The organism is Ornithinimicrobium pratense (genome assembly GCF_008843165.1).
GTDB classification, from domain to species: Bacteria; Actinomycetota; Actinomycetes; order Actinomycetales; family Dermatophilaceae; genus Ornithinicoccus; species Ornithinicoccus pratensis.
This window is the reverse complement of sequence record NZ_CP044427.1, coordinates 828,980-841,506: the sequence shown is the minus strand read 5'-3', so window position 1 is coordinate 841,506 and position 12,527 is coordinate 828,980. Positions and strand designations below refer to the sequence as shown.

Below are 12,527 nucleotides of genomic sequence, written 5' to 3'. Positions count from 1 at the left end.
GCCGTGGCCCGCCTTCACTCTCGTGGGGGGACGACCGGCCTGCAACCGCAAGCCTCACCGCCGGGTGGCAGCGGCCCGGCGTCGGCCGGGGAGGGCTCTCAGGCGTGCTCGGGGAACCAGATGGCGATCTCGTGGGCTGCGGACTCAGGCGAGTCCGAGCCGTGCACGATGTTCTGCTGCACCTTCAGCCCCCAGTCGCGACCCAGGTCACCCCGGATCGTGCCGGGCGCGGCGGCGGTGGGGTCGGTGGCTCCGGCCAGGGAGCGGAAGCCGGCGATGCAGCCGTGGCCCTCTACGATCGCCGCCGTCACCGGCCCGGACAGCATGAACTCCACGAGCGGCTCATAGAACGGCTTGCCCTCGTGCTCGGCATAGTGCTGGGCCAGCTGCTCACGGGTGGGCGTCATCACGGCAAGAGCCGCCAACGAGTAGCCCTTGGCCTCGATGCGGCGCAGCACCTCCCCGGTGAGCCCCCGGCGGTAGCCGTCGGGCTTGACGAGGACGAGAGAGCGTTCGGTCTGCGGGGTCTCGGTCACGGCACCCAGGGTATGCGGTGCCTCGGCCGGGCCGCGGTCAGGGCTCGATGACGCCAAAACCGAGCAGCGCGAAGAGCACCAGGGCCAGGACGATCCGGTAGATGACGAACGGGGTGAAGGTGTGGGTGCTGATGTAGCGCATGAACCAGGCGATGACCGCGAAACCCACGACGAAGGAGATCCCCGTCGCGAGCCACATGGGCCCCCAGGCCACGCTGATCGCGGTGGTCTCGTTCAGCGACTTGTGCACCTGGAACCCGCCTGAGGCGAGCACCGCGGGGATGGCCAGCAGGAAGGAGTAGCGGGCAGCCGCCTCGCGGGTGTAGCCCAGAAACAGGCCGCCGGAGATCGTGCCGCCGCTGCGGGAGACGCCAGGGATCAGCGCGGCCGCCTGCCACAGCCCGTAGATGATGCCGTCGCGCCAGGACAGCTCGCGCATCGCCTTGGTCTGCTTGCCCACCTTCTCGGCCACGAGGATGACGAAGGAGAAGACGAGCAGCATGGTGGCCGTGATCCACAGGCTGCGCAGCTGGGTCTCGATGGAGTCCTGGAAGAGCAGCCCGAGCACGCCGATCGGGATCGAGCCGAGGATGACCAGCCAGCCCATCCTGGCGTCCGGGTCGCTCTGCGGCACCTTGCCCACCAGGGCCAGGGACCACTGGCGCACGATCCGCCAGATGTCGCGCCAGAAGTAGATCAGGACCGCGGCCTCGGTGCCCAGCTGGGTGATGGCCGTGAACGCCGCCCCCGGGTCCTCCTGACCCAGGAACCGGCCCACGACCGATAGGTGGGCGCTGGAGGAGACGGGGAGGAACTCGGTCAGGCCCTGGACGAGGCCGAGGACGGCCGCGGTCAGGAAGTCCACCTCAGCCCTCTCCTTCGCTCAGCTGGCGGGCCTGCGCCTCGCGCTCGGCGTTGACCGTGTCCATCCGGCGTCCGTGCCGCAGGCACAGGAACCACAGCGTGCCGAAGATGCCGGCCACGATGACCATCGCCGGCAGGACGAGGGCCGAGGCCAGGGTGAGGATCTGCACGGCCCAGCCCAGCGCGGCCCCGTGGCGGCTGCGCAGCGCCCCCACGGCCACCACGCACAGCAGGGCCAGCGCCACCCCGCCGACGAGATAAAGGTCAGCCCGTTCCTCGTTATAGGCCTGGGCCAGACGCCATGCCACGAGAGCGCCGAAGAAGACGGAGAGCGCCTGGGCGAGCAGGGTCGCGCCGCACAGCCGTCGGGTGAGGATGCCGAGAGTCACACTACCCATGCTCCCAGACCCGGGTGGCCGATCCGTTGACCTGGCTCCCAGGCACACCGCATACCCTGTGGGCAGTTTTCGCAGCCCCCCAGCCAGGAGGTCCTCCGACCATGCCCCGACCCGACCGCTCGCCAGCCGGCTCCGACCGCGCAGCCAAGGTGGCCAAGATCCAGAAGGCAGGCGCCGCGGCCGACCGACGCCGCAGCGGACTCATCTGGGGTGCGGTTGCCCTCATCCTGGTCCTCATCGTCGGTCTGGTGGCCTGGGCGATCATCCGGGACTCCCCGGCGCTGGTCGACCTGTCCGCCGTGGAGGAGTACGAGAACAGCGCTCAGCAGCACACCACCGAGCCCGTCGAGTACGACGTGATGCCTCCCGTCGGGGGCGAACACCACCCGACCTGGTTCAACTGCGGTGTCTACCAGGAGGAGCTGCCGCTGGAGCACGTCGTGCACTCCCTGGAGCACGGCGCGGTGTGGCTGACCTACCAGCCGGACCTGCCCGCCGACCAGGTCGAGGTGCTGGAAGACCTGGGTGAGCAGGAGTACATGATGGTCAGCCCGCTGGCGGCGCAGGACTCTCCCGTCGTGGCAACGTCCTGGGACACCCAGCTCACGCTGGAGGAGGCGGACCAGCGGACCCTGCAGGCCTTCATCCGCGAGTACAAGCAGGGGCCGAAGACTCCTGAGCCCAATGCGCTGTGCACCAACGGCACCACGATCGACCTGATTCCGCGCGGATGACCGGGCCCCAGCAGGAGCCCTCGGAGGTGCAGGACGACCAGGGGCCGACCCCGACCTCCGTGGCACCGCGTGACCGGTGGCGCACCTTCGGCGCGCCGGCCCTGGCCGCCGTCACGGTCCTGGCCCTCAGCCTCGGGGTGCTGCTGGGGTGGATATCCTTCGGCCAGCGCACCCCGGACGACATGAGTGTGGACGCTGGGTTCGCCCGCGACATGAGCGAGCACCACGCGCAGGCGATCGAGATGAGCTTCCTCGTCCTGGAGCGCACCGATGACCACGCCGTGGGCCGGCTGGCGATCGACATCGCCAACAACCAGGCCACCGAACGCGGCATGATGAGCGCCTGGCTGCAGTCCTGGGGCCTGCCCTTCGCCTCCCCCGACGGTGAGCGAATGGCCTGGATGGAGCACGACCACCACGCGGCCGAGGCGCTGCCCCCGGGCGTACCGATGCCCGGGATGGCCACTCCCACGGAGATCCAGGAGCTCACCGACGCCAGTGACGAGGAGGCCGAGGTCCTCTTCCTGCGGTTGATGACCACCCACCACATCGCGGGGGTCGAGATGGCCGAGGACGCCCTCCGCAACGCCGACTCCCCCGAGGTGAGGGCGGCCGCCCAGCGCATGGTCAACGCCCAGTTCGGCGAGGTCACCCTGATGAAGGACATGCTGCAGGAGCGAGGCTCGGAGCCCCGGGAGGACGTCGACGCCTGGGTCGCCAGCCAGCAGGGCAACGTCACCGACGACGGGGACGACGGCGGGCACAACCACTGAGTCGGCCGGCTGGGCGGTTCGGCGACCGGGAGATGTGGCGATGACGCGGCTCGGGCCCGACATCGAGGTCTGGAACCGGGCCACCTCCGGCGTGCCGTGGAGCGACTTGGCCGGCGACGTCGCCCTGGCACACGTGCTGCGCTTCGACGGATACGCCGCCGCCGGCAGCGTCCTCGAAGCGGTCGAGATGGAGATCAGCGAGGACTGGGCGGGGCAGGGCCGGGCAGGGTTTGCCTGGCTCGGGATGGACGAGGTGGTCGCCCTGCTGGACGACGTCGTCCGGCGGTACGACGAGTTGAACGCGGGCGACCTCGAGGGCTCGGCCCACGCCGCGCGCTACGACAAGCACGATCGGGACGGTTCCGCGCGCTACGCCGAGGTCGCGCCGACTGAGCTCCTCACCACCGCCCTGCAGCGGGCCCTGACCGAACGCCCCGACGCCTTCGCCCCCACCACGGGCTCCCTTGTCGAACCCAGGAGTTCAGCAACGGAGGGGGTCACAACATCCGCCGACCCCGTCCTGCAGCTGCTCCACGACGCTGCCGCCCGCGAACGCGCCGCCTACGCCCAGGACCTCCCGGCAGGGGACAAACTGCTCCGCTCCGCCCAGGCGCTCACCGCCTTCGGCCTCGCGGCGGGCGTCGAGGACGGCCAACTCGTGCTCCAGCCCTGGGCCGATGAGGAGGACCAGCTGGTGCAGGCAGTCTTCACCCTGCTCGACCTGCGCTACCCGGAGCCGTGAGAGCACGGCTGCCTGCCGAGCCCGCGATACCCCGGCGCTGCACGCTCCCGGAGTGACTCCTCGCCCGGCGTGTTCCGTCGGGCTCTTTCGCGTGTCCTGTCGGGCTCTTCCGCGTGTTCTGTCGGGGCGGGGAGTGGGCGGGTCAGGTGGTGGTGACCCCGAGCAGGGCGCGGACCTCAGCGGCGGTGGTGATCGAGCCGGTCGCCAGGACGGCGCCGGCGACTCCGCCGCCGCTGCTGCTGTCGTCGGCCAGACCGGCGGCGACGTCGAGGGCCTCCGGCAGGTCCTGGACGACGGTGACGCGGTCCTGGCCGAAGTACTCGGCGCACAGCTCGCCCAGCCGGTGCGGCCGGATCGCCCGCGGCGAGGTGGTCCGGGTCACCACGACGTGGTCCAGGACGGTCTCCAGCTCCTGGATCATCGACTCGGCGTCCTTGTCCTCCAGGACTGCGAGCAGCCCGACCAGGCGGGTGAAGGCGAACGACTCCTGCAGCGCGGCGGCGAGCGCAGCCACCCCGGCCGGGTTGTGCGCGGCGTCCACCACGACGGTGGGCGAGCGGCGCACGATCTCCAACCGGCCCGGTGAGGAGACCCCGGCCAGGCCGGCCTGCAGCACCTCGTGGTCGATGGGCTGCTCCCCGCCGCCCACGAACGCCTCGACGGCCGCGATCGCCAGGGCAGCGTTGTGCGCCTGGTGGGCTCCGAACAGGGGCAGGAACAGGCCGGGGTAGTCCCCGGCGAGCCCGCGCACCGAGATCTGCTGCCCGCCGACGGCGACCTCGCGGGAGAGCACCCCGAAGGACAGGCCCTCCGCGCGCAGGTCGGCCCCGACCTCCTCGGCCCGGTCGACGAGGATCTGCATGACCTCGGGCTCCTGGACCGCGGCAACCGTGAGCGCCCCGTCCTTGATGATCCCGGACTTCTCGGTGGCGATCTCCTCCAGCGTCGAGCCCAGCAGCCGGGTGTGGTCGATGGCGACCGGTGCGACGACCGAGACCACGCCGTCGGCGACCGAGGTGGCGTCCCAGACGCCGCCCAGCCCGACCTCGACGACGGCCACGTCGACGGGTGCGTCGGCGAACGCGGCATACGCCAGGCACACGACGACCTCGAAGTAGGTCATCCGGACGTGGCGTTCCGGAGCCATGGACGCAGCGCTTTCCTTGTCGACCATCTCCACGAACGGGATGACGTCGTCGTAGGTGGCCAGGAACGCCTCGATGCCGATCGGCTCCCCGTCCAGGGCGATCCGCTCGCGCATGTCGTGCAGGTGGGGGCTGGTGAACCGCCCGGTCCGCAGCCCCATCTCGCGCAGGATCCGCTCCACGAAACGGGTGGTGGAGGTCTTGCCGTTGGTGCCGGTGAGGTGGATCAGCGGGAACGCCCGCTGCGGGTCGCCCATGAGCTCCATCACCCGGGCCACCCGGTGCAGCGTCGGCTCAGGCATGTGCTCGGGAGTCCGCGCCAGGATCGCGTCGACGACCTCGGCGTAACGCGCCCGCAGCTCGGGAGCGACCTCCTGCTCGGCGCGCCCGCGGCGACCGCCGGAGCGCACCTCCGGCACCGCCGCCCCGGGGTAGACCTGCACCTCTGGACCGTCCGGGCCGAACTCGTCGTCGCCCTCCAGGGGCAGCTCGTTGTCCTCGAAGAACTTCTCGCTCATCGTGCGTCCACCTTGGTGATCAGCAGGTCCACGGATCGGTCGCCGTCGAGGGTGACCGAGGTGGTGTATGAGGTGATGCGCGGCTGGGGCCCAGTCGTGTCACTGCCGGGATCGTCTGCAGCGGCGGAGCCGTTGTGCCTCGACCCCTTGGGCAGCGGGGTCCCGGCGCCGGCCGCGCCGAACTGCACCGCCAGGGTCTCGTCCATGACCAGCTTCTGGTGCTCGTTGGCGGCCTGCCACACGTCGTCGTCGCCGACGACGGTCAGGCTGATGCGGTCGGTGATGTCCAGGCCGGCGTCCTTGCGGGCGCCCTGCACCGCGCGGACGAGGTCACGGGCCAGACCCTCGCGGGCCAGGTCCTCGGTCACCTCGGTGTCGAGGACGACGAAGCCACCAGCGCGCAGCATGGCGGTGGCCCGTGAACCGCCGGCCTCGCCCTGGGCCACGACGGCCTCCAGCGTGTACTCACCCTCCAGCAGCTCCAGCCCGCCGGCGGTCACGGTGCCCTCCTGCGCCACCGACCAGTCGCCGGACTTGGCGCCCTTGATCGCGGTCTGCACGTCGCGACCCAGGCGCGGCCCGGCGGCTCGCGCGTTGACGGTGAGCCGCTGCTCGACGCCGAAGTCCGAGGCGGAGGCCTCCGAGACGTCGAGCACGGCGACCTCCCGCACGTTGACCTCGTCGCGGACGATGTCGGCCAGCCCGGGGTGCCGGCGCAGGACGTCGGCGAGGTCGGTGGCGACAGTCAGCGAGGACAGCGGCAGGCGCACCCGCAGCTGCTCGGCCTTGCGTAGCCCCAGCGTGGCGGAGCAGACCTCGCGCACGGCGTCCATGGCCTCGACCAGCTCCGGGTCCCCGGGCAGGTCTGCGACGTCCGGCCAGTCGGTCAGGTGCACCGACTCCCCGCCGGTGAGCCCGCGCCATACCTCCTCGGTGGTGAGGGGAAGGAGCGGTGCGGCGACCCGGCAGAGCACCTCGAGCACCGTGTAGAGGGTATCCAGGGCAGCACGCAGGCCTTCCTCACCGGCGGAGCCGGTGCCCCAGAAGCGGTCCCGGGAGCGGCGGATGTACCAGTTCGTCAGCACGTCGACGAAGGACCGCACGCCGTCGCAGGCGCCGGCGATGTTGAGGTCGTCCTGGGCCTGCTGCACCTCGGCGACGAACGCGCGGGTCTTGGCCAGGATGTAGCGGTCCATCGGGTCCGTGGACGCCGTCGACCAGCGGGCCTCATAGCCGGAGGCGTTGGCGTACAGGCCGAAGAAGTACCAGGCGTTCCACAGCGGGATGAGGACCTGGCGCACGCCCTCGCGGATGCCCTGCTCGGTGACGATGAGGTTGCCGCCGCGCAGGATCGGGCTGGACATGAGGAACCAGCGCATCGCGTCGGCGCCGTCGCGGTCGAAGACCTCGCGCACGTCCGGGTAGTTCTTCAGCGACTTGGACATCTTCTGCCCGTCGTTGCCGAGCACGATGCCGTGGCTGATGCAGTGGCTGAACGCCGGGCGGTCGAAGAGGGCGGCCGCCAGCACGTGCATGGTGTAGAACCAGCCGCGGGTCTGCCCGATGTACTCCACGATGAAGTCGGCCGGGTAATGCTGCTCGAACCACTGCGTGTTCTCGAACGGGAAGTGCCACTGAGCGAACGGCATCGAGCCGGAGTCGAACCACACGTCCAGCACGTCCTCCACGCGCCGCATCGTGCTCTTCCCCGTCGGGTCATCAGGGTTGGGCCGGGTCAGCTCGTCGACGAACGGGCGGTGCAGGTCGACCTCGCCGTCCCGGTTGCGCGGCAGCGTGCCGAAGTCCCGCTCGATCTGCGCCAGCGAGCCGTAGACGTCGGTCCGCGGGTAGGCCGGGTCGTCGGACTTCCAGACCGGGATCGGGCTGCCCCAGAAGCGGTTGCGCGAGATCGACCAGTCGCGGGCGTTGGCCAGCCATTTGCCGAACTGGCCATGCTTGACGTGCTCGGGCACCCAGGTGATGTCCTCGTTGGTGCGCAGCATCGTGTCCTTGAACTTCGTCACCTCGACGAACCAGGACGACACGCCCTTGTAGATCAGCGGCTGGCGGCAGCGCCAGCAGTGCGGGTAGGAGTGGTCGTAGGCCTCCCGGCGCAGCAGCACCGTGCCCTCGGTGACCGCGCCCGTGTCCAGGGTCGACGGGTCCGCGTCCGGGGCCTGCGCGCGAGTCGCGGCCTTGAGGTGGTCCACGATGGGGGCGTTGGCGTCGAAGACGAGCATGTCGGCGTACTCCTCGACGGGACGGGTGAAACGTCCGTCCGCCCCGACGGGCATGACCGCCTCGATCCCCTCCCGGTCGGTGACGACCTTGTCCTCCTCACCGAACGCGCCGGCGGTGTGCACCAGGCCCGAGCCGTCGGTGGTGGTGACGATCTCGGCCACGACGAGCCGGTGGGCGCGTTCCCAACCCAGGTAGTAGCCAAACGGCGGGACGTAGGAGCGGCCGGCGAGCTCGGCGCCCCTGAACCGCGCGAGGACCGTGGGCTCCTCCCCCAGCTCGTTCTGGTATGCCGCCAGCCTCGCCTCGGCGAGCAGGTAGCGCTCGGTCCGCCCGGTGAAGTCCGACTCGACCAGGACGTAGTCGATGTCCTCCCCGACCATGATCGCCAGGTTGGAGGGCAGGGTCCACGGCGTCGTCGTCCAGACCAGCGCGAGGGCGCCGGCGAGCAGGTCGGCGCCGGCCTGCCCGGCGTCCCCCAGGTGGTGCTGTTCTGGCAGGATCCGCAGGCCGACCGTCACGGCCGGGTCGCGCCGGACCTGGTAGACCTCCTCGTCCATCCGCAGCTCGTGGTTGGACAGCGGGGTCTCGTCGTTCCAGCAGTAAGGCAGGACGCGGAAGCCCTCATAGGCCAGACCCTTGTCGTGCAGGCTCTTGAAAGCCCACAGCACCGACTCCATGTAGCCGACGTTGAGGGTCTTGTAGTCGTTCTCGAAGTCCACCCACCGGGCCTGCCGGGTGACGTACTCCTGCCACTCGTGGGTGTACTTCAGCACCGACTCGCGGCAGGCGGCGTTGAACTTCTCGATCCCCAGCTGGAGGATGTCGTCCTTGGTCTTGATGCCCAGCTGGTCCATCGCCTCCAGCTCGGCGGGCAGCCCGTGCGTGTCCCAGCCGAACCGTCGCTCGACCCGCTTGCCGCGCATCGTCTGGTAGCGCGGCACGACGTCCTTGACATAGCCCGTGAGCAGGTGGCCGTAGTGCGGTAGGCCGTTGGCGAAGGGCGGCCCGTCGTTGAAGACGAACTCGTTGGCGCCGTCCTCGCCCGCCTCGCGCTGCTCGACGCTCTTGGCGAAGGTGCCGTGCTCGTCCCAGTAGTCCAGCACCGCACGCTCGATCTCCGGGAAGGCCGGGGACGGCGTCAGGCCGGTGGTGCCGGTGTGCTTCTGGGGGTAGGCCATGGAGGGGGCTCCTCGTGGTGCTGCGGGTGGTCGATCGGGCTGCGTTGCCACGAGGACGACACGGCCCGGGAATCTCCTCCCGGGCGGCACCGCGGTACCACCTCGCTTGTGCACCTCACCCCGGCTCAGGTGTGCGGGGGTGCTGCGCACCACTTCGTTGAGGCTGTGACGGGCCTGCCCCGTGCGGGTCTAGTGGGCGCACCCGCTGGCGGCGGGGGCCGTTCTTCCACAAGCTCGCCGCTGATGACGGCTCGGACGCTGGTGCCCACCATGGTAGCGGGCGGAACACCCTGGGAGGTTCCGGTCGCCCGGGCACACCTGCACCGCTAGCGTGACAGCCGTCGGGAAGGGGAGCAGATGGCCACGCAGACCAGCGCCGGAGGCCACCCGCAGGGCGGGGCGGTGACCCGTTTCCTGGACGTGGTCGAACGGGTGGGCAACCGCATACCGCACCCCTTCTGGCTCTTCGTCGGCCTGGCGCTGCTGGTCGTCGTCCTCAGCGCGGTGCTCAGCCGGACCCCCATCAGCGTGACCGTCCCTGGGCAGGACGCCCCCGTCGGGATCGAGAACCTGCTGAGCGTGGACAACCTGCGCCGGATGGTCGTGGAGTCGATCAGCAACTTCACCGGCTTCCCCCCGCTGGGGATCGTGCTCGTCGTCATGCTCGGCGTCGCCGTCGCCGAGGGCAGCGGGATGATCATGGCGGCGGTGCGGCTGGTCGTCACCAAGGTCTCGGGCCGCTGGCTGACCTTCGCCATCGCCATCACCGGCATCACCGGCTCGATCGCCTCCGACGCCATCACCGTCATCCTGCCGCCGCTGGCGGCGATGGCCTTCCTGGCCGTCGGGCGCAGCCCTCTGGTCGGGATCGGGCTGGGCTTCGTCTCGGTGAGCGCCGGCTTCAACGCCTCCCTCATCATCAACGCGACCGACCCCCTCCTGGCCGGCATCTCCACCACCGCGGCGCAGATCATCGAGGAGGAGTACGTCGTCTCGCCGCTGGCGAACATCTACTTCACCATCGTGTCCTCACTGGTCCTGGCCACGATCATCACGCTCGTCTTCGAGCGGTGGGTGAGCCCACGGATGGAGGGGGTCGAGCTGGACGGGGACGGCGGCCCGGTCGGCTCGACGCCAGACGAGCAGGAGTCCGCGGACCTCGATCCGAACGAGTTCGACGACCTCCAGTCAGCAGCCCTGGACGACACCGAGCGGCGCGGGTTGCGCAACGGCGCGCTCGCCGGACTGGCCTTCCTGCTGCTCGTGGCCGCGGTGACCGCGATCCCCGGCTCCCCCCTGCGCGGCGAGGACGGCGAGATCCTCACCGGCCCCGCCATCATGAGCGTCTCGATCCTCATCGCGCTGCTCTTCGTCGTCATGGGCCTGGCCTACGGTCTGACCGCGCAGACCATCACCTCCTGGGCCGACCTGCCCGCCTTCATGGCCAAGGGCATGTCCGACCTGGCGCCGGTGCTGGTGCTCTTCTTCGCCGCCGCCCAGTTCATCGCATGGTTCTCCTGGTCCAACATGGGCACGGTGCTGGCCGTCGGCGGGGCGGGCGCGATCGAGCGTCTCGGTGTCCCCCCGCTCGCGGTCATCCTGCTGGTCGTGCTGCTGACCTACCTGCTCAACCTGTTCATCACCAGCGGCTCGGCGCAGTGGACGCTGATGGCGCCCGTCGTCATCCCTGCTCTGCTCATCCTGGGCATCACCCCCGAGGTGAGCCAGATGGGCTTCCGGATGGGTGACTCCGCGTCCAACATCATCACCCCCCTCAACGTCTACTTCGCGCTCATGCTGACCTACCTCCAGCGCTACAAACGGGACGCCGGCGTCGGCACTCTCATGGCCATGACCCTGCCCGCCTCGGTGGCCATCCTCCTCGGCTGGGTCAGCTTCTTCGTGCTCTGGTACGTGGTGGGCCTGCCGCTGGGCCCCGGGGTGCCGGTGCGCTGAGGCCGACCACCCGGCCCATCGTGGACCACATACCGTGGCCCCATGAGCACCACCGTCGACCTAGACCGCCTCCTGCCCGGCCGGGTGGTCACCGACCCCGGCATCGCCGCCGGGTATGCCGTGGACGCGTCGCCGCAGGCGGTGGCGCTGACCGGGGATGAGTTCACCGTCGTCCGGGCGCGCTCCCGCGAGGATGTGGTGACCACGCTGCGCTATGCCGCCGAGCGCCGCGTGTCTGTCGTTCCGCAGGGCGGGCGGACGTCCACGACCGGGTCCGGCGAGGCCCTGCCCGGCGCGATCGTGCTCTCCACCGCGACGATGACCAGCGTGCACATCGATCCGGTGGAGCGGATTGCCGTGGTCGGACCCGGGGTGATCAACGCCGACCTCAAGGCGGTGGCCGCCAAGCACGGGTTGGCCTACCCGCCGGACCCGGCGAGCGCGTCGATGTGCTCGATCGGCGGCAATATCGCCACCAACGCAGGCGGGCTGTGCTGCGTGAAGTACGGCGTCACCGCCGACTACGTGCGCGGCCTGGAGGTGGTACTACCGGGTGGTGAGGTGATGCGCACCGGCCGCCGGACGGCCAAGGGCGTCGCCGGCTATGACCTCACCGGGCTGTTGGTCGGCTCGGAGGGGACGCTCGGGGTGGTGACCGAGGCCGTGCTGCGACTGGTGCCCCTCGGCGACCCACCGCTGACGGTGCTCGCGGTCTTCCCCGACCTGGCCGCCACGGTCGCGGGCATCGAGGCGCTGCGGACGCAGCCGCATACCCCGAGCCTGGTCGAGCTCATGGACGGGCCGAGCATCGCGGCGGTGCAGGCCTACGGCGACTACGGCTTCCCCGCCCACGCAGGCGGAGTGCTGCTGGTTCAGTCCGACCGGCCCGGCCACGCCGGGTCAGACGTGCAGCGGTATGCCGAGCTGCTCAGCGCTGCCGGCGCCACCGAGGTCGCCGTGGCTGAGGACCGCGTCGAGGCCGACCTGCTGCTCGAGGGCCGTCGCGCGCTCAACCCGGGGCTGAAGGCGCGGGGCGACCACATCATCGAGGACGTCTGCGTCCCGGTTGGGCGCCTCGGCGAGCTGGTCGCGGCCGTGCACGAGATCGGCGCGCGGCACGCGGTGGGCACCACGTGCGCCGGTCACGCCGGGGACGGCAACCTGCACCCGTGCTTCTTCTACGACCGGCACGACCCGGTCAGCCAGCAGGCCGCCGAGCGCGCCTTCGATGATCTCGTCCGGGTCGCCTGGGACCTGGGCGGCACCCTCACCGGGGAGCACGGCGTCGGCTCGCTCAAGGTCGACTGGCTCGCCGAGGAGCTGGGCACGGCGGAGGTCAATCGTCAGCGCGCCGTCAAGGCGCTCTTCGACCCGCTGGGGATCATGAACCCCGGTCGCGGCATCGCCTGAGGCCCCTGCCGCGGGTGGCGCCGGCCCGCCGT

General features: G+C 70.6%; 10 protein-coding genes. 5 read left to right on the top strand and 5 right to left on the bottom strand.

Annotated elements, in window-relative coordinates; genetic code table 11:
* Window positions 1–98: 98 nt before the first annotated feature.
* The 3 genes from ndk to FY030_RS03820 are packed head-to-tail and all read right to left on the bottom strand — an operon-like array spanning window position 99 to window position 1,789.
* Window positions 99–536, bottom strand: coding sequence for a nucleoside-diphosphate kinase (gene ndk, locus FY030_RS03830; RefSeq protein WP_158060355.1), 438 nt, complete (start codon window positions 534–536; stop codon window positions 99–101).
* A 37-nt stretch (window positions 537–573) separates the two neighbouring features.
* Complete coding sequence (locus tag FY030_RS03825; RefSeq protein ID WP_158060354.1) at window positions 574–1,401, bottom strand: undecaprenyl-diphosphate phosphatase; 828 nt, start codon at window positions 1,399–1,401, stop codon at window positions 574–576.
* Window position 1,402: 1 nt separating this feature from the next.
* Window positions 1,403–1,789 (bottom strand): DUF4233 domain-containing protein, encoded by a 387-nt coding sequence (locus FY030_RS03820; protein ID WP_192498707.1) that lies wholly within the window; start codon window positions 1,787–1,789, stop codon window positions 1,403–1,405.
* A 110-nt stretch (window positions 1,790–1,899) separates the two neighbouring features.
* On the opposite strand from FY030_RS03820, the gene FY030_RS03815 reads away from it, so the two are divergent.
* Genes FY030_RS03815 through FY030_RS03805 form a run of 3 tightly spaced genes read left to right on the top strand, consistent with a single transcriptional unit; the run spans window position 1,900 to window position 4,047 of the window.
* A complete protein-coding gene (locus FY030_RS03815) occupies window positions 1,900–2,532 on the top strand; it encodes a DUF3105 domain-containing protein (protein WP_158060352.1) in 633 nt (210 codons plus the stop codon).
* Window positions 2,529–3,305 carry a DUF305 domain-containing protein gene (locus tag FY030_RS03810; protein ID WP_158060351.1) on the top strand — a complete coding sequence of 259 codons (777 nt, stop codon included), beginning with the start codon at window positions 2,529–2,531 and terminating at the stop codon, window positions 3,303–3,305. Before FY030_RS03815 ends, FY030_RS03810 begins: the two co-directional genes overlap by 4 nt.
* Before the next feature lie 40 nt (window positions 3,306–3,345).
* Entirely contained in the window at window positions 3,346–4,047 is a 702-nt protein-coding gene (locus FY030_RS03805; RefSeq protein WP_158060350.1) for a hypothetical protein, read from the top strand.
* Window positions 4,048–4,189: 142 nt separating this feature from the next.
* Here FY030_RS03805 and FY030_RS03800 read toward each other — a convergent pair whose 3' ends face one another.
* Entirely contained in the window at window positions 4,190–5,710 is a 1,521-nt protein-coding gene (locus FY030_RS03800) for a bifunctional folylpolyglutamate synthase/dihydrofolate synthase (RefSeq protein ID WP_158060349.1), read from the bottom strand.
* Window positions 5,707–9,129 carry an isoleucine--tRNA ligase gene (gene ileS, locus FY030_RS03795; protein WP_158060348.1) on the bottom strand — a complete coding sequence of 1,141 codons (3,423 nt, stop codon included), beginning with the start codon at window positions 9,127–9,129 and terminating at the stop codon, window positions 5,707–5,709. Before ileS ends, FY030_RS03800 begins: the two co-directional genes overlap by 4 nt.
* Before the next feature lie 357 nt (window positions 9,130–9,486).
* Between ileS and FY030_RS03790 the strand changes: the two genes are divergently transcribed.
* Together FY030_RS03790 and FY030_RS03785 are read left to right on the top strand one after the other, a co-directional pair.
* Complete coding sequence (locus FY030_RS03790) at window positions 9,487–11,085, top strand: AbgT family transporter (protein ID WP_158060347.1); 1,599 nt, start codon at window positions 9,487–9,489, stop codon at window positions 11,083–11,085.
* Window positions 11,086–11,127: 42 nt separating this feature from the next.
* Entirely contained in the window at window positions 11,128–12,495 is a 1,368-nt protein-coding gene (locus tag FY030_RS03785; protein ID WP_158060346.1) for an FAD-binding oxidoreductase, read from the top strand.
* Window positions 12,496–12,527 lie beyond the last annotated feature (32 nt).

Excerpts from the sequence above, each read along its gene's own strand:
- FY030_RS03815 (WP_158060352.1), top strand. The coding sequence starts at position 1,900 with ATGCCCCGACCCGACCGCTCGCCAGCCGGCTCCGACCGCGCAGCCAAG.
- FY030_RS03810 (WP_158060351.1), top strand. The coding sequence starts at position 2,529 with ATGACCGGGCCCCAGCAGGAGCCCTCGGAGGTGCAGGACGACCAGGGG.
- FY030_RS03805 (WP_158060350.1), top strand. The coding sequence starts at position 3,346 with ATGACGCGGCTCGGGCCCGACATCGAGGTCTGGAACCGGGCCACCTCC.
- FY030_RS03800 (WP_158060349.1), bottom strand. The coding sequence starts at position 5,710 with ATGAGCGAGAAGTTCTTCGAGGACAACGAGCTGCCCCTGGAGGGCGAC.
- ileS (WP_158060348.1), bottom strand. The coding sequence starts at position 9,129 with ATGGCCTACCCCCAGAAGCACACCGGCACCACCGGCCTGACGCCGTCC.
- FY030_RS03790 (WP_158060347.1), top strand. The coding sequence starts at position 9,487 with ATGGCCACGCAGACCAGCGCCGGAGGCCACCCGCAGGGCGGGGCGGTG.
- FY030_RS03785 (WP_158060346.1), top strand. The coding sequence starts at position 11,128 with ATGAGCACCACCGTCGACCTAGACCGCCTCCTGCCCGGCCGGGTGGTC.